The 16,999-nt window shown below is 66.5% G+C and carries 16 protein-coding genes; 9 read left to right on the top strand and 7 right to left on the bottom strand.

All coding sequences use genetic code 11. The features are described 5' to 3' along the window. Positions 1-26: 26 nt before the first annotated feature. The 4 genes from gap to secG are packed head-to-tail and all read left to right on the top strand — an operon-like array spanning position 27 to position 3,354. Complete coding sequence (gene gap, locus K3U96_RS14325; RefSeq protein ID WP_220690131.1) at positions 27-1,049, top strand: type I glyceraldehyde-3-phosphate dehydrogenase; 1,023 nt, start codon at positions 27-29, stop codon at positions 1,047-1,049. Between the two features lie 2 nt (positions 1,050-1,051). Beyond that, positions 1,052-2,290, top strand: coding sequence for a phosphoglycerate kinase (locus K3U96_RS14320; RefSeq protein WP_220690130.1), 1,239 nt, complete (start codon positions 1,052-1,054; stop codon positions 2,288-2,290). A 14-nt stretch (positions 2,291-2,304) separates the two neighbouring features. Continuing rightward, the gene (gene tpiA / locus K3U96_RS14315) at positions 2,305-3,090 is read left to right on the top strand and encodes a triose-phosphate isomerase (protein ID WP_220690129.1); all 786 of its coding nucleotides are present in this window, start codon (positions 2,305-2,307) and stop codon (positions 3,088-3,090) included. A 30-nt stretch (positions 3,091-3,120) separates the two neighbouring features. Further along, the gene (gene secG, locus K3U96_RS14310) at positions 3,121-3,354 is read left to right on the top strand and encodes a preprotein translocase subunit SecG (RefSeq protein WP_069407550.1); all 234 of its coding nucleotides are present in this window, start codon (positions 3,121-3,123) and stop codon (positions 3,352-3,354) included. Here secG and K3U96_RS14305 read toward each other — a convergent pair. Continuing rightward, complete coding sequence (locus K3U96_RS14305; protein ID WP_220690128.1) at positions 3,351-3,785, bottom strand: hypothetical protein; 435 nt, start codon at positions 3,783-3,785, stop codon at positions 3,351-3,353. The genes secG and K3U96_RS14305 overlap by 4 nt on opposite strands. Before the next feature lie 164 nt (positions 3,786-3,949). On the opposite strand from K3U96_RS14305, the gene ppc reads away from it, so the two are divergent. From ppc to K3U96_RS14280, 5 genes are all read left to right on the top strand, one after another. Further along, the gene (ppc, locus tag K3U96_RS14300; protein WP_220693530.1) at positions 3,950-6,715 is read left to right on the top strand and encodes a phosphoenolpyruvate carboxylase; all 2,766 of its coding nucleotides are present in this window, start codon (positions 3,950-3,952) and stop codon (positions 6,713-6,715) included. A gap of 85 nt (positions 6,716-6,800) precedes the next feature. Then, positions 6,801-8,006 (top strand): hypothetical protein, encoded by a 1,206-nt coding sequence (locus K3U96_RS14295; protein WP_220693529.1) that lies wholly within the window; start codon positions 6,801-6,803, stop codon positions 8,004-8,006. Next, positions 8,003-9,148, top strand: coding sequence for a sulfotransferase family protein (locus tag K3U96_RS14290; protein ID WP_069407552.1), 1,146 nt, complete (start codon positions 8,003-8,005; stop codon positions 9,146-9,148). The genes K3U96_RS14295 and K3U96_RS14290 overlap by 4 nt, the downstream gene beginning before the upstream one ends. After that, on the top strand, positions 9,148-9,780 hold the full coding sequence (locus tag K3U96_RS14285) for a TetR/AcrR family transcriptional regulator (RefSeq protein WP_069407553.1): 633 nt from the start codon (positions 9,148-9,150) through the stop codon (positions 9,778-9,780). Before K3U96_RS14290 ends, K3U96_RS14285 begins: the two co-directional genes overlap by 1 nt. A 6-nt stretch (positions 9,781-9,786) precedes the next feature. Next, positions 9,787-10,590, top strand: a complete 804-nt coding sequence (locus tag K3U96_RS14280; RefSeq protein ID WP_069407554.1) for an SDR family NAD(P)-dependent oxidoreductase — start codon at positions 9,787-9,789, stop codon at positions 10,588-10,590. Between the two features lie 24 nt (positions 10,591-10,614). Here K3U96_RS14280 and K3U96_RS14275 read toward each other — a convergent pair whose 3' ends face one another. The 6 genes from K3U96_RS14275 to tal form a co-directional block, all read right to left on the bottom strand. Beyond that, positions 10,615-10,986: an ATPase gene (locus K3U96_RS14275; RefSeq protein ID WP_220690127.1), complete on the bottom strand. Its 372-nt coding sequence runs from the start codon at positions 10,984-10,986 to the stop codon at positions 10,615-10,617. 67 nt (positions 10,987-11,053) lie between these two features. Beyond that, on the bottom strand, positions 11,054-12,604 hold the full coding sequence (locus K3U96_RS14270) for an HNH endonuclease signature motif containing protein (protein WP_220690126.1): 1,551 nt from the start codon (positions 12,602-12,604) through the stop codon (positions 11,054-11,056). Between the two features lie 74 nt (positions 12,605-12,678). Next, positions 12,679-13,416, bottom strand: coding sequence for a 6-phosphogluconolactonase (gene pgl, locus K3U96_RS14265; RefSeq protein ID WP_220690125.1), 738 nt, complete (start codon positions 13,414-13,416; stop codon positions 12,679-12,681). Next, positions 13,413-14,324 (bottom strand): glucose-6-phosphate dehydrogenase assembly protein OpcA, encoded by a 912-nt coding sequence (opcA, locus tag K3U96_RS14260; protein ID WP_220690124.1) that lies wholly within the window; start codon positions 14,322-14,324, stop codon positions 13,413-13,415. The genes pgl and opcA overlap by 4 nt, the downstream gene beginning before the upstream one ends. Beyond that, the gene (zwf, locus tag K3U96_RS14255; protein WP_069407897.1) at positions 14,321-15,880 is read right to left on the bottom strand and encodes a glucose-6-phosphate dehydrogenase; all 1,560 of its coding nucleotides are present in this window, start codon (positions 15,878-15,880) and stop codon (positions 14,321-14,323) included. Before zwf ends, opcA begins: the two co-directional genes overlap by 4 nt. Further along, entirely contained in the window at positions 15,877-16,995 is a 1,119-nt protein-coding gene (tal, locus tag K3U96_RS14250) for a transaldolase (protein ID WP_069407898.1), read from the bottom strand. Before tal ends, zwf begins: the two co-directional genes overlap by 4 nt. Positions 16,996-16,999 lie beyond the last annotated feature (4 nt).

The raw sequence follows: 16,999 nt of genomic DNA, 5'->3' as shown, positions 1-16,999 counted from the left end.
CAAGGCGAAAATCAAGGGAGCAACAAATGACGATCCGGGTAGGCGTTAACGGCTTCGGCCGCATCGGGCGCAACTTCTACCGGGCCCTGGCGGCGCAGCAGGCCGAGGGCAAGAGCACCGACATCGAGGTCATCGCAGTCAACGACCTCACCGACAACGCCACCCTGGCCCACCTGTTGAAGTTCGACTCGATCCTGGGCCGCTTCCCCGAGGACGTCACCCTCGAGGGCGACGACAACATCGTCGTCGGCAGCACCAAGATCAAGGCCCTTGAGGTCAAGGAGGGGCCCGCGGCGCTGCCCTGGGGCGACCTCGGCGTGGACGTCGTGGTCGAGTCCACCGGTATCTTCACCGACGCCGCCAAGGCCAAGGGGCACCTGGACGCGGGCGCCAAGAAGGTCATCATCTCCGCGCCCGCCAAGGGCGAGGACCTCACCGTCGTGCTCGGCGTCAACGACGACAAGTACGACGGCAGCCAAAACATCATCTCCAACGCCTCGTGCACCACGAACTGCCTTGGCCCGCTGGCCAAGGTTCTCAACGACGAGTTCGGCATCGTCAAGGGCCTGATGACCACCATCCACGCCTACACCCAGGACCAGAACCTGCAGGACGGCCCGCACAAGGATCTGCGCCGCGCCCGCGCCGCGGCGGTCAACATCGTGCCGACGTCCACCGGCGCCGCCAAGGCGATCGGGCTGGTGCTGCCCGAACTGAAGGGCAAGCTCGACGGTTACGCCCTGCGGGTGCCGATCCCCACCGGTTCGGTCACCGACCTGACCGCCGAGCTGAGCAAGTCGGCCACCGTTGAGGAGATCAACGCCGCGTTCAAGGCCGCCGCCGACGGTCCGCTCAAGGGCATCCTGAAGTACTACGACGCCCCGATCGTGTCGAGCGACATCGTCACCGATCCGCACAGCTCGCTGTTCGATTCCGGGCTGACCAAGGTCATCGACAACCAGGCCAAGGTGGTGTCCTGGTACGACAACGAGTGGGGTTACGCCAACCGCTGCGTTGATCTCGTCGCGCTGGTCGGCAAGTCGCTCTAGCTGTGGCGATCAAATCACTCGATGACCTTCTGGCCGAAGGTGTTTCGGGTCGAGGCGTGCTGGTTCGCTCGGACCTCAACGTCCCATTGGACTTCAACGAGGGTGGGGCGGGCAACATCACCGATCCCGGCCGGATCACTGCGTCGGCGCCCACGCTGCGTGAGCTGGCCGACGCCGGTGCGAAGGTCATCGTCACCGCACACCTCGGCAGGCCCAAGGGCACACCGGACGCCAAGCTGTCCCTGGCGCCGGTCGCCGCCGCGCTGGGGGAGCAGCTGGGCCGCCACGTCCAGCTGGCGGGTGATGTCGTCGGGACCGACGCGCTCGCCCGTGCCGAGGGCCTGACCGACGGCGACGTGCTGCTGCTGGAGAACATCCGGTTCGATCCACGCGAGACCAGCAAGGACGACGGCGAGCGGCTGGCGTTGGCCCGGCAGCTGGCCGAACTGGTCAGCGCCCCCGACGGTTCACCGGGGGCGTTCGTCTCCGACGGCTTCGGGGTGGTGCACCGCAAGCAGGCGTCGGTGTACGACGTGGCCACGTTGCTGCCGCACTACGCGGGCCGGTTGGTGGAGGCCGAAGTCAAGGTCCTCGAGCAGCTGACCAGCTCGACCGAGCGGCCCTACGCCGTCGTGCTCGGCGGTTCGAAGGTGTCCGACAAGCTCGCGGTCATCGAGAACCTGGCGACCAAAGCCGACAGCATCCTCATCGGAGGCGGAATGTGTTTCACATTCCTTGCCTCCCAAGGGGTTCCGGTAGGCAAGTCGCTTCTGGAAGAAGGCATGATCGAGACCTGCCGCAAGCTGCTGGACACCTACGGCGACGTGATCCACGTTCCGGTGGACATCGTGGTGGCCGACGAGTTCGCCGCCGACGCGACTCCCGAGACCGTGCGCGCCGACGAGATACCCGGCGACAAAATGGGTTTGGACATCGGCCCGGGATCGGTGGAGCGGTTCACCAGCCTGCTGTCCAACGCCAAGACGGTGTTCTGGAACGGCCCGATGGGCGTGTTCGAGTTCCCGTCGTTCGCGGCGGGCACAAAGGGTGTGGCCGAGGCGATCATCGCCGCGACGGGCAAGGGTGCGTTCAGCGTCGTCGGCGGTGGCGATTCGGCGGCCGCCGTGCGGCAACTCGGTCTGGCCAGCGACGGCTTTTCCCACATTTCCACCGGTGGCGGGGCGTCACTGGAATACCTTGAGGGCAAGAAACTGCCCGGTATCGCCGTTCTGGAAGAGTGAGGGGTACGACAGTCGTGAGCCGCAAGCCGCTGATCGCCGGCAACTGGAAGATGAACCTCAACCACTTCGAGGCGATCGCGCTGGTGCAGAAGATCGCATTCGCGCTGCCGGCGAAGTACTTCGACAAGGTCGACGTCGCCGTGCTGCCGCCGTTCACCGACCTGCGCAGCGTGCAGACGCTGGTCGACGGCGACAAGCTGCTGCTGACGTACGGCGCCCAGGATCTGTCACAGCACGACTCCGGCGCCTACACCGGCGAGATCAGCGGCGCGTTCCTGGCCAAGCTGGGTTGCACGTATGTCACCGTCGGGCACTCCGAGCGCCGCACGTATCACCACGAGGACGACGCGCTGGTCGCGGCGAAGGCGGCCGCGGCGCTGCGCCACGGCATCACCCCGATCGTCTGCATGGGTGAGCACCTCGAGGTGCGCGAGGCCGGTGATCACGTCGAGTACTGCGTCGACCAGCTACGCGGTTCGCTGGCCGGTCTGACCGCCGAGCAGATCGGTCAGACCGTCATCGCCTACGAGCCGGTCTGGGCGATCGGCACCGGCCGCGTCGCAGGCGCAGCCGATGCGCAGGAGGTCTGCAAGGCCCTCCGCGCGCTGCTCGGTGAGCTGGCGTCACCGCAGATCGCCGCCGAGGTCCGGGTGCTCTACGGCGGTTCGGTGAACGCCAAGAACGTCGGCGAGATCGTCGCGCAGGACGACGTCGACGGCGCGCTGGTCGGCGGGGCATCGCTGGACGGTGAGCAGTTCGCCACGCTGTCGGCCATCGCGGCGGGCGGGCCGTTGCCGTAGCGGGCTCATCCGGCCTGTAGTCTGGCTGCCATGGAATTGGCCCTGCAGATCACCCTGGTCGTGACCAGCTTGCTGGTCGTGCTCCTGGTCCTGCTGCACCGCGCCAAGGGTGGCGGCCTGTCGAGCCTGTTCGGCGGCGGCGTGCAGTCGAGCTTGTCCGGTTCGACGGTCGTGGAGAAGAACCTGGACCGTCTGACGCTGTTCGTCACCGGCATCTGGCTGGTGTCGATCTTCGGCGTCGGCCTGCAGATCAAGTACGGCTAACCGGGCGCGACGACTGACGGAGTCACGATCGGCGCCATGCCCGGGTTCTGCGGAACCCCCGGCGTGAGCGGCGCAACCGGCAACTGGCCGATCACCACTCCCGGTGGCATCCGCGGTGGCACGCCCGGCTGTTCGGCGGTCTGGGCCTGAGCCGGCGGTGCATAGCAGTTCGGCGACCCGTCGGCCTGCGTGTCGTCCGAATCAGAGGTAGGCACCCCGCCCGAGTCGAGGCAGCACAAATCGGCGTTTCGCACCGTCTTCTTCATGCAGTTGTCGTAGGACTCGATGTCCCATGTGCCGTCGTCAGGTGCGGCGGCGGCGATCGCATTCGCCGAGAGCACGGCCGCGGCGGCACACACCGCGGACGGCACGAGACGATGCCAACTGGGCCGCCGGCGGGCGCAACGGGGTTTGATTATGGTCGTGGCCATGATGGCCTCCTGCAAAGTTGTCGAGATTCAATGACAGACCATGTCGATATGGTGCGCGCACGAACTCGCTGGCTTTCCGCGAATGGCGAAATTGCTCCGGTAGTTATTGCGTAGGCAAGAACCCGGCCGTGCGACCCGTCGTGGTTGCGCCGATACTGGAACGCATGGTCGACGATCTCGAGCCGATCGGCTCGGTACAGCGCACCGAAGTCGGCCGTGAGGCGACCGAGCCGATGCGCGAGGACATCCGGCTGCTCGGCGGCATACTCGGCGACACCATCCGCGCGCAGAACGGTGAGGAGGTCTTCGATCTCGTCGAACGTGCCCGCGTCGAGTCCTTCCGGGTCCGGCGCTCTGAAATCGACCGCGCCGAGCTGGCGGACATGTTCGACGGCATCGCCATCCGAAAGGCGATCCCGGTCATCCGCGCGTTCACCCAATTCGCGCTGTTGGCCAACGTCGCCGAGGACATCCACCGCGAGCGCCGGCGCGCCGTGCACGTCGCCGCCGGTGAGCCACCGCAGCCCAGCAGCCTGGCCGCCACCTATCTGAAACTTGATTCGGCCCAACTCGATTCGGGCCGGGTGGCCGAAGCGTTGAAGGGCGCGCAGGTGTCGCCGGTGATCACTGCCCATCCCACCGAGACGCGGCGCCGCACCATCTTCTCGGCCCAGCATCGGATCACCGAGTTGATGCGGCAGCGCCTGCACGGCGACGGCGACGTCGAAGACGAACTGCGCAAGCACATCCTGACGATGTGGCAGACCGCGCTGGTGCGGCTGTCGCGGTTGCAGATCCAAGACGAGATCGAAACCGGGCTGCGCTATTACCCGGCGTCGTTTTTCGCGGTCATCCCGCAGGTGAACGCCGAGGTGCGGACCGCGCTTCAGAAGCGTTGGCCCGACGCCCGATTGCTCGAAGAACCCATATTGCGACCCGGCTCCTGGATCGGCGGTGACCGCGACGGCAACCCGAACGTCACCGGCGAGGTGGTGCGGCTCGCCACGGGGGAGGCGGCGTTCACCGCGCTGGATCACTACTTCAGCGAACTGACTGCGCTGGAGGAGGAGCTGTCGATGTCGGGGCGGCTCGTGTCCACGAGCGACGAGCTGACCGCGCTCGCCGACACGTGTGTCGATCCGGTGCGTGACGACGAACCGTACCGTCGCGCGCTGCGGGCCATCCGCGGCCGGCTCACCGCCACCGCCACCGCGATCCTCGACCGCCAGCCCGAGCGCGAACTCGACCTCGGGTTGGTGCGCTACCAGACGTCGCGCGACCTGCTCGCCGACCTCGACGTCGTGGACGCGTCGCTGCGCGCCAACGGCGGCGCTCTGCTCGCCGACGACCGGCTGCGCATGCTGCGAGAAGCCGTGCACACGTTCGGATTTCATTTGTCCGGGCTGGACATGCGGCAGAACTCCGATGTGCACGAGGAGGTGATCGCCGAGCTGCTGGCGTGGGCCGGTGTGCACGCGGACTACGGGTCGCTGGCCGAACGAGACCGCATCAAGCTGCTGGCCACCGAGTTGGCCACCCGGCGGCCGCTGGTGAAACCCGACGCCGAACTTTCCGAGCTGGCCCGCAAAGAACTCGACATCATGGCCGCCGCGGCGCGCGCCGTACGGGTATTCGGACCGCAGGCGGTGCCGAACTACATCATCTCGATGTGCGAGTCGGTCTCCGACCTGCTCGAAGCGGCGGTGCTGCTCAAGGAGGCCGGGCTGCTCGACGTTTCGACACCACACGTCTACGCCCCGGTGGGCATCGTGCCGCTGTTCGAGACGATCGAAGACCTGCAGCGTGGCGCCTCGGTTCTGGAAGCGGCGCTGCAGGTTCCGCAATACCGGGCCGTGGTGTCGGCGCGCAGCGACAGCCAGGAAGTGATGCTGGGCTACTCGGACTCCAACAAGGACGGCGGCTACCTGGCGGCCAACTGGGCGCTGTACCGGGCCGAACTCGACCTGGTCGAGTCGGCACGCAAGAGCGGAATTCGGTTGCGGCTCTTTCACGGTCGCGGCGGCACCGTCGGGAGGGGCGGCGGTCCCAGCTACGAGGCGATCCTGGCCCAGCCGCCGGGCGCGGTGAACGGGTCGCTGCGGATCACCGAACAGGGCGAGGTGATCGCCGCGAAGTACGCCGAACCGCAGATCGCGCACCGCAACCTCGAGACGCTGCTGGCCGCGACGCTGGAGGCCACGTTGCTCGACGTCGAGGGCCTCGGCGAGGATGCCGCCCCGGCTTATCAGGTGCTCGACGACCTGGCTGCCCGCGCCGGTCGCGCCTACTCCGAATTGGTGCACGACACATCGGGTTTCGTCGACTACTTCATGGCCTCCACACCGGTCAGCGAGATCGGTGCGCTCAACATCGGCAGCAGGCCGACGTCGCGCAAACCCACCACGTCGATCGGCGATCTGCGCGCGATCCCGTGGGTGCTGGCCTGGAGCCAGTCGCGGGTGATGCTGCCGGGCTGGTACGGCACCGGAACAGCGTTCGAGGAGTACATCGCAGACGACGACGAGCAGCTTCAGGTGCTGCAGGATCTGTACCGGCGATGGCCGTTCTTCCGCACCGTGCTGTCGAACATGGCGCAGGTGCTGGCCAAGTCCGATATGGGCCTGGCCGCGCGCTACTCCGAGCTGGTCGAGGACGAGGCACTGCGCAGGCGGGTGTTCGACAAAATCCTCGCCGAGCACGGCCGCACGATCCGGATACACAAGCTGATCACCGGCCAGGACAACCTGCTGGCCGACAACCCGGCCCTGGCGCGTTCTGTGTTCAACCGGTTCCCCTACCTGGAACCGCTGAACCACCTGCAGGTCGAGTTGCTGCGCCGCTACCGGTCCGGCGACACCGACGAACTCGTGCAGCGCGGCATCCTGCTCACCATGAGCGGGCTCGCGACCGCATTGCGCAACAGCGGCTGACCGGCGGGCGTTGACTCTTAAGTGAGAATAATGTTTTCATTTAAGGATCCGACGAACGGAGCCGCAGGTGCCCGACGCAGATCCGATGGCGTGGCTGCCGTATTCCATCGCGGAGTCGGCGCTGTCGGGCCGCGGGCCGCGTGACGTCGGTCTGCTCGAGGCGTGGAGGTATCTGCTCGACAAGCTGAACGCCGCCGGCGAACTGGTCGCGGCAAGCCCGGTCAACCGCAACCGCGTCGACTTTGCCGCGGGGATGCGTCATCTCATGGTTCTGTTGGCCGTCGGTGTCGACGAAGCGTTACGCACCGATCCCGACCCGGTGCTGGCCGTCAGCCGGACCAGCACCGACGACGTACTGACGTGGGGCATGGAGTGCCCCGATTGTCTGTACCTTCGCGCCCCGTTGCGGCGCGGCGAGACGTACCGGCTGTTCGGTAACCGTGGCACCGCCCGCTATGTCGGTCTGCAGACGATGGACGGGATCTCCTCGACCGCGAATTGTCTGGTCGACGACCTGGTCGTCGACAGCGACGGGTCGTTCGAGGTTGTGCTGTCCGCCGAAGAACGCCAAGGCAATTGGTTGCGAATCGGCGGCGACCATCCGACCCTGGTGGTCCGGCACTTCTTCTACGACTGGGTTACCGAAACCCCGTCCTCGTTGCGCATCGAGCGCCTCGGCGACGCGGTTCCCTCCACGAACCGCTCTCTCGACGCCGACGTGTCGGTGGCCGGGCAGCTGTCCTCGTTGGGTGACTTCGTCCATGCCAACCTCAAATTCTTCCTCGACTTCAACGCCGGACCACCGGCCAACGGGTTCATGCCGCCCATCGATCGCACGGCCATCGGTGCCGCCGCGGAGAACCGACCCGTCATCGGCCGATACGAACTGGCGGCAGACGAGGCTCTGATCCTGGAAGTCGAGCCGCCCGAGGGTATTTACTGGAGCTACTCGCTGGGCAACCCGTGGTGGGAGACGATTTCGTACGGGCGCCACCAGTCGAGCCTGAACGCGCACCAAGCCGAGATCGACGCCGATGGCTTGCTGCGCGTGGTGATCAGCTCGGTCGATCCCGGTGTGGCGAATTGGCTTGACACGGCTGGGCACAGCAACGGCCCGATGATTTTCCGGTGCGTTCGTACACAAGCGGCGCCCACTCCCAGCGCCAGGGTGGTCAAACTCGGCGACGTGGCCGCCGCGCTGCCACCAGAAACCAGGATGGTCACCCGCGACGAGCGGGCCGCCGTGATCGAAGGGCGCCGACGCGCCGTGCACGAGAGGTTTCACCGATGACCTTCTTCGTCGACGAACTCGAAGATGGTGCGCGCAGCGCGACGGGACTGGACGATTTCGGTTCGCCCTACTATCGCGAAGGGTTGCAGCGCACCGTCGATGCGCTGAACACGGAGGCCGACCTCAACGAGATGGGCCGGATGATCCAGCATGCGACCATCAGCAACGCGCTCGTCCAGCGGTTGCGCATAGTCGAGACCTACAAGCAGCACCCCGAGATCGACGCGGAGGTCGTCGGTGGGCCGATCTTCGTCATCGGGCTACCCCGCACCGGCACCACGGCGCTGAGCCAGCTGGTGGCCAACGACCCGCAGTTCCGCTCCCTGCGGTTGTGGGAATCGCAGGCCTGCACACCTCCGCCGGAGGCCGCGACCCAGCATGAGGATCCGCGGATCGCGCAGGCGGCCGACGGAATCGTCATGATGGACCAGATGTTTCCGCGCATGCGCGCCATGATCAACTCGGAGCCGGAGGCGGCTACCGAATGCCAGGACCTGATGGGGATGAGTTTTCGCACGTTCCATTTCGACGGTGTCGTGCGTGTTCCGGGCTATCTCGCATGGCTGCTGGAATGCGACATGCGGGAGACATACACCTTTCACCGGCAGGTGCTCAAGCTGCTTCAGTGGCACTGCCCGCCGACGCTGTGGCATCTGCGGACACCGGTGCACATGTTCTCTCTGGATGCGCTCGTCGAAGCCTATCCGGACGCCAAGTTCCTATGGAGCCACCGTGATCCCGCCAAGGTGTTGGCCTCGGTGTGCAGCCTCATCCACTATGTCCGCAGTTGGAGCAGCGATCGTGACGACGCCGAGGAACTCGGCGCCGAGCAGCTCCGGTGCTGGGCTGAGGCCGTCCGGCGCGCGATGGATTTCCGAAAGCGGTTCGGTGACAACCGATTCGTCGACGTCTCATTCGCCGACCTCGAGTCCGACCCGATCGGCACCCTGCAGACGGCCTACGAACGACTGGGCCTGACCTTCACCGACACCGCACGCGGCCGCGTGCAGGATTGGGCGGAGGGGCACACGCCCGGCTCCCGCGGCGAGCACACATACGATCTCGCCGACTACGGGTTGACGCCGGCGCAGGTGCGTGACGTCTTCGCCGATTACCTCGCAACCTACGACGCAACGGCGTGATGGGCACCGTCACCAGGCGCCGACGCAAGAAGCTGGACCCCGACCCCGGGGTGCGCGCTGCGATCCTGGCCGTCGCCACCGAGATCGTGCGCGAGGAGGGGGTCGGCGCGGTCAACGTCGCGCACATTCTCGACAGAGCGCAGCTCAGCACCAGGGCGTTCTACCGGCATTTCGACTCGAAGGACGCGTTGGTGTCGGCGGTCTTTCTCGACATTGCGCAGGCAGAGGCGCGACGGATCAAGCAGAAGATGGCCGCTGCTTCGAGCCCGACGGCGGCGGTGGTGGCCTGGATCGACGCCAGGCTGGACCTGGCGTTCAACGACAAGATCAGGTCCGACCTGCGAGCGCTGTCGGTGGAGGCGCAGTCCCAGATGTTCGCGGCGCCCCATCTGATCGGCGATGCGTACGGCGTGATCCTGCAGCCGCTTGTCGAGCAACTGGCGCGCGGAACGGAGCTGGGCGTGTTCACCGACATCGACCCGACGTCAGCCGGCCTGTCCATCCACGGTGCGATCTGGTCGAGCACCGAGCGGCAATGGGCTTCTGGAGACACTGATCAACGTGTTGTGCGTGAACACGTCGTGCGGTTCTGTATGCGCGGCCTCGGGGTGACAGACAGCGACGGAAGGTAGCTAAAAATGGATCTGGGCCTGGCGGGGTCGACGGCGGTCGTCACGGGCGGCAGCAAGGGGATGGGCCTGGCCATTGCGACCACGCTCGCACAGGAGGGTGCGCGGGTCGCGGTGATGGCAAGAGGCGCAACGGCTCTCGAAGAGGCCGTGGCGATACTGCGGGACAACGGCGCACCCGATGCCGTGGGAATCGGCGTGGACATGTCCGACGCCGACGCGATAGTCAAGGCCTTCGACACCGTCGGCCGACGCTGGGGTTCGGTCAACAGCTTGATTCACACGATCGGACCCGGGGACGGCTACTTCGAGGAGATGGACGACGCGCAGTGGAACGAGGCGTTCTCGCTGGGCACCATGTCGGCGGTCAGGTCGATCCGCGCCGCATTGCCGCTGATGCGCGCCGCCGAGTGGGCGCGGATCGTGACGCTGTCGGCCCATTCGATTCAACGGCAGAACCCGCGGCTGGTGGCCTACACCGCGGCCAAGTCAGCGTTGACCAGTATCACCAAGAACCTGTCGAAAAGCCTTGCCAAGGAGGGCATCCTGGTGAACTGCGTGTGTCCCGGCACCATCGTCACGGCCAGCTTCACCGAGCAACTGAAAGACATCCTGGCCGCTGAAGGTCTGGACGCCACCAACCCCGTCGACGTCATGACGTGGATCGACAACAATTTCCACCAACCGTGTGACCTCGGCCGCGCCGGACTGCCCGAAGAGATCGCCTCCATGACCGTCTACCTGGCGTCGCGACGCAACGGCTACGTGACGGGTGCCACCGTCAACGTGGACGGCGGTTCGGACTTCGTCTGACCGGTATCGCCGGCCCGCGCGGCTCTACAACCCGGTGCTCCGGCGGACCTTGTTCACCGCGCCGCGCACCACCTGTTCGGTCGCGGCCAACGGCGACATCACCGATTCCCCGATGCCGACGATGCGTTCGACGCGGGCGACGATGCCCTCCATGCGATCGACGACCGCGTTGAGGCGGGGTGCAAGTTCGTTGATGCTGTTGATCGTCTCGTTGAACCGCTCCAGCGTGGCATCGAGGTTCTCGGTGGAGCTGTTCAGATCGACGAGGGTCTCGCTGAGCCCCTCCAGGATGGTGTCGACCTGCTCGACGGTGACATCGGCGTTGAGCGCCGCCTGTGCCAGCTTCCTGATCCGCTCGGGCCCGGTGCGCACCGGCTTGCCGCCTTTGTCTGCCATGGCCACAATTATGGCCCTGGTGCCGGCGCCGTCGAATTTTCCGTGGCGTTGCGATCTCTCGCGGCGGTCAGGCCGCCCGGTCTCCTGGGGGTGCCGGCCCGCCGGGCTCGCTGGCTCCGGGGAATGACCGCGCGGCAGCCGATTCGCCTTCGACGACCTGGTTGTCGTCGGCGGGCGCGGCATCCGACTGCGGGCCTGCAACCGGGATGTTGGTGGGTTCGGTTGACGGTTGGTCTTCGGGCTCGTCGTCGGGTCGTAGGAGGCGTTCGGGTCGGTGGTAGTAGTTGAGTCGGGCTTGGCCGGTGTCGAGATCGGGTGGTGGGAGCCATTCGACTTCGCCGCGGTCGTTCATGCGGGTGGTCCAGCCGCCGTCGGTGTCGACGCTGCGGTTGTGCGGTCCGCAGGCCAGCCCGAGTTCGTCGACGTTGGTGTTGCCGCCGGCTGCCCAATCTGCCACCACGTGATGAACTTGGGAGCCGTAGGCGCCGACCGTGCAGCACGGTTTGGTGCATCCGCCGTCGCGAGCAATCAACATGATCCGCTGCGCCGGCGAGGCGATGCGCTTGGCGCGGTACAGATCCATCGCTGATCCGGTTGCTTTGTCGAACACCGCCAAGTAGTGGTTGGCGTGAGCGCCCAGCCGGATCACATCGGCGATCGGCATGACGGTGCCGCCGCCGGTGGTGCCGACCCCGGCGCGCGATTCCAGGTCCTGCAGGGTGGTTCGGATGATGATCGACACCGGCAGCCCGTTGAGCTGGCCGAGCTCACCACTCATCAACGCAATGCGCCCGACGGCGATCAGCGCATCGTGTTGACGCTGAGCCAGGCTGCGGTGGTCGTTGTCGATCTGGGCCTGTGTGGGTGTGCCCGACGTGCACGGTTCGGGATCGTCGGGGTTACACATGCCAGGTGCGGCGTATTTGGCGAAGATCGCCTCCCACACCGCCCACGCCTCGGGGGTCAGCAGCGCGCGCAGTTCGACCATCCCGTCGGCACCTTGTCTGGACTTCCTGACCCCACGCTTGCGGGCCCGTTCGACGTCGGTGGGTTCCGGCCCGTCCTGGTCCAGCAGAAACAACGTCAGGTCAGCCATGTCGGTGAGTTCTTTGGGCCCGACTTTGACCGCCGTACGCACCAGGTCGACCTCGAATTGATCGCGGGTGACCGCATCCACCCAGCCCGGCAACTTGGCCACCGATTTGCGGATGACCTCGACATGTTCGGCGTTGATCAGCCCGTGGGCTTGGGCGGCGGCGGTGGCGGGCAACGCCGGCGGCAGCGACGGGCCCGTCACCGCCTGGCGCGGCGCCAGCAGTTCGGTTTCCGTCACCCGCCGGTTCGCCTCTTTCGTCGAGATCCGGTAGCGAACCCGCAGTACTTCTTTCCACGAGCACGCGCCCAGCTCTCCCGGCGTCGTCTCGCACTGCAGACGCGCCAGCAAGCGGTGGCTCATCGTCGGCAACTGACACGACAACGTTTCCACCTCGTCGAGAGCGGCCAGCAGATCAGGGCGGGTCAACAGGTCCAGTTCGCACGCCGCCACCTCTTCATAGGCGGCACGCAGCCCGGCGATCGCCGCCTGCAACCCGTGCCCTGACATAGTTCGAACATACATTCGAGATCTGACAATTTGGGCTGTCTTGTCGCAGGACTTCGGTGACAGTTCTGCGACATCACAACTGACGGGTCTCAGAGTTCGGCGGCGGCCTCTTCGTCGAGTAGCCAGACCGTCGCCTCGCGGCCAACCGCGCCCGCCGCGGGCCAGTCCTCGGGGTCCGCGCCGCCGACCGCGGCGGCCACCGCCTCGGCCTTCGCCCCGCCCGAGACCACGAGCCACACCTGCCGCGACCGCTGCACCGCCGACAGCGTCAGCGTGATGCGCCGCGGCGGCGGTTTGGGGGAGTCGGTCACGGCGACCACCAGGCGGTCTTTCTCCCGCACCGCGGCCGTGTGGGGAAACAGCGAGTTGATGTGGCCCTCGCCGCCCATGCCCAGCAGGTGCACATCGAAATCCGGCGCCGGTTGACCGTCTTCGGCGTTGGCGGCCAACACTCGCTCGTAATCGCCTGCGGCGGCCTCGATGTCGTCGCCGAACTCGCCTCCGCTGGGCGCCATCGGATGCACGTTGGCCGCAGGGATGTCGATGTGGTCCAGCAGCGCCTCGGCGGCCTGCTTGTGGTTGCGCTCGTCGTCGTCGGCGGGGACGAACCGGTCATCGCCCCAGTACAGATGCACCTTCGCCCAGTCGAGGTCGGCACCGCGCGCCGCGACGCGTTTGAGCAGCCCAATGCCCGTGCCGCCGCCGGTCAACACGATGTGCGCACTGCCGCGCGTCGCGATCGCGTCGCTGATCGCTCCCACCAGCCGATCACCTGCGGCCTCGACCAGGGCGGTGGTGTCCGGGTACTTCTCGATGATCGTGCTCACGTGTATTGCACCTTGCCTATGCCTTGTAGCGCTTCGTGGTAGATCTCGTCCGGGTCGAGCCTGCGCAGATCTTCGGCGAGACACTCCTTGGCTTCCCTGCGCGCCAACGGAATCCGCGCTTCGGGCCGGCTGGTGCGGCTCAACGTGGCGGTCACCCCGTCCTGTGGCCGCCGCAGCGTGATGGTCTCACCGTCGCGGACGAGCTCGACCTTGAGTTCACCGGTCACCCGTTGTACCGGACCGTCGATCCTGCTGGCCAACCAACCGGCCAGGATGTCAAGCGCCGGTTCGGTCTTGAGCCCTGATACGAGCGCGGAGGTGACGGGCTCGTGTGGTTCCATTTCAACGGCTGCCGCCAGCAGCGCCCGCCAGTAGGTGACCCGGCTCCACGCCAGATCGGTGTCACCGTCCGAGTAGCCGTCGAGCCGACCCTTGATCGCCGCCAACGGATCGGGGCAGCCCGTGGCGTCGGTGATCCTTCGAATCGCCAACCTGCCCAACGGATCCTGGGCAGGAACCGGTGGCGCGGCGGCCGGCCACCAGGCCACCACCGGGGTGTCGGGCAGCAGGAACGGCAGCACCACGCTCTCGGCGTGATCGGCGAGTTCGCCGTGCAGTCGCAGCACCACGATTTCGCCGGCCCCCGCGTCTGCGCCGACGCGGATCTCGCCGTCCAGCCGTGGCTGTGCCGCACCGCGATCGCCCGCGACGACCACGATGACCCGGCTCGGATGCTCACGGCTCGCGTAGTTGGCGGCCTCGATCGCACCCTCGAGGCAGCTCTCGGTGTCGGGGACGATGACCAGCGTCAACACCCGGCTGAGCGTGATCGCGCCGCCTTCCTCACGCAGACCGGTGATCTTCTTGTTGATGTCGTTCGTGGTCGTATCTGGCAGGTCGACAATCACGGCCGCCTCCATTCCCTGCCCATGCGGTGCAGCATGTCGAACGCCGACGGCGGACCCCAGGTGCCCGACTCGTAGGCCTCGGGTCTTCCGTGTTCAGCCCAGTAGTTCAGCACCGGATCGAGGATTTCCCAGGACAATTCGACCTCGGCGTTCACTGGGAACAGCGAGGGTTCGCCGAGCAGCACATCGAGGATCAGCCGTTCGTAGGCCTCGGGGGAGTCCTCGGCGAAGGCCGAGCCGTAGGAGAAGTCCATGCTGACATCGCGGACCTCCATCTGGCTGCCCGGCACCTTGGAACCGAACCTGGTGGTGATGCCCTCGTCGGGCTGGATGCGGATCACCAGAGCGTTCTGCCCGAGCTCCTCGGTCATTGTCTTGTCGAACGGCAGGAACGGCGCCTTCTTGAGGATCAAGGCGACCTCGGTGACCCGGCGCGCCAGGCGCTTTCCCGTGCGCAGGAAGAACGGCACACCCGCCCAGCGCCGGTTGTCGACCTCGAGGGCGATCGCGGCGAACGTCTCGGTCGTCGAATCCTTCGAGAAGCCTTCTTCTTCCAGCAGCCCGGGCACCTTCACGCTGCCCTGCCATCCGGCCGCGTACTGGCCGCGGGCGGTGGTCTGATCCAGCGGGTGCATCAGCCGCGTCGCCGAGAGCATCTTGATTTTCTCCGCCTGCAGTTGGCGCGGCCCGAAGTTGGCCGGCTCCTCCATGCCCACCAGGGCCAACAGCTGAAGCAGGTGGTTCTGGATCACGTCCCTGGCGGCGCCGACCCCGTCGTAGTAACCGGCGCGCCCGCCCAGACCGATGTCTTCCGACATCGTGATCTGCACGCTGTCAACGTAGTTGGCGTTCCAGATCGGCTCGTACAGCTCGTTGGCGAAGCGCAGCGCCAGGATGTTCTGCACGGTCTCCTTGCCGAGGTAGTGGTCGATCCGGAACACCGACTCCTCGGGGAACACACTGTTGACCACGGCGTTGAGTTCACGGGCGCTCTGCAGGTCGTGACCGAACGGCTTCTCGATGACGACCCGGCTCCAGCGGCCGTTCTGCGGGCGGGCGAGGCCGGATTTCTGCAACTGCTCGCAGACCATCTGGAACGCGTTGGGCGGTATGGACAGATAGAACGCATGGTTGCCCGCGGTGCCCCGTTCCGCGTCCAGCTTCTCCAGCGTTTCGGTGAGCCGGGCGAATGCCCCCTCGTCGTCGAAAGAGCCTTGGACGAACCGGATTCCCTCGGCCAGGCGATCCCAGACCTCTTGGCGGAACGGTGTGCGCGCATTCTTCTTGACGGCGTCATGCACGACCTGGCTGAAGTTCTCGTCGGCCCACTCCCGGCGAGCGAAACCCACCAGGCTGAAGCTGGCGGGCAGCAGGCCACGATTGGCCAGGTCGTAGATGGCCGGCATCAACTTCTTACGGGCGAGGTCGCCGGTGACGCCGAAGATCACCAAACCACAGGGACCCGGGATGCGGGGCATTCTCTTGTCCCGCTTGTCCCGCAACGGATTAAGCCATCCCGGGCCGCCCGACGCGGCTCGCTGGGCCGCGGAGGTCATTTCTTCGCGGCGTCGAGCTGACCCTGCGTAGCCTCGAGCAGCTCCTGCCACGACTTCTCGAACTTCTCGACGCCCTCGTCTTCGAGCACCTTGAACACGTCGGTCAGGTCGACACCGACGCCGGCCAGCTTGTCGAAGAGGGCCTGGGACTCCGCGCCCTTGCCGGTGACGGTGTCACCGGTGATGACACCGTGGTCGGCGACCGCGTCCAGCGTCTTCTCAGGGATGGTGTTCACGGTGTTGGGTGCGACGAGTTCGGTGACGTAGAGGGTGTCGGCGTAGTCGGGGTTCTTCACACCGGTGGACGCCCACAGCGGGCGCTGCACGCGGGCGCCGTCGGCCTTGAGCGCTTCGTAGCGCGAGCCGCCGACGAACACCTCCTCGTAGGCGGCGTAGGCCAGCCGCGCGTTGGCGATGCCGGCCTGACCGCGCAGCGCCAGCGCTTCGGGTGAGCCGATCTTGTCCAGCCGGTTGTCGACTTCGGTGTCCACCCGCGATACGAAAAACGATGCGACGGAATGGATCTTGGACACGTCGTGGCCGGCCTGTTTGGCCTTCTCCAGACCGGCCAGGTAGGCGTCCATGACCTGACGGTGCCGCTCGACGGAGAAGATCAGCGTGACGTTGACCGAAATACCTTCTGCCAGCGTGGCGGTGATCGCCGGAAGGCCGGCAATGGTTGCCGGGATCTTGATGAACAGGTTCGGCCGGTCGACGATCTTCCACAGTTCGATGGCCTGAAGGATCGTCTTGTCGGTGTCGTGCGCCAGCCGGGGGTCCACCTCGATGGAGACCCGACCGTCCACGCCGTCGGAGGCCTCGTAGGCCTTGGCGAGCACGTCGCAGGCGTTGCGGACGTCGTCGGTCGTGACGGTTCGGACCGTGGCGTCCACGTCCGCACCGCGCGCGGCGAGTTCGGCGACCTGCGCGTCATAGGCGGTGCCCTTCGACAGGGCGGCCTGGAAGATCGACGGGTTCGTGGTGACGCCCACCACGCACTTGGTGTCGATCAACTCCTGTAGGTTGCCGGTCTGCAGACGGTCCCTGGAGAGATCGTCGAGCCATACAGACACCCCCGCGGCGGACAGCGCCGCCAGGTTGGGATTCTGAGCCATTGCT

Origin of the sequence: Mycolicibacterium holsaticum DSM 44478 = JCM 12374 (genome assembly GCF_019645835.1) — a bacterium.
In the GTDB taxonomy this organism is placed as follows: Bacteria; Actinomycetota; Actinomycetes; order Mycobacteriales; family Mycobacteriaceae; genus Mycobacterium; species Mycobacterium holsaticum.
The sequence above is the reverse complement of the archived record's forward strand: the minus strand, read 5'-3'. Positions and strand labels throughout refer to the sequence as shown.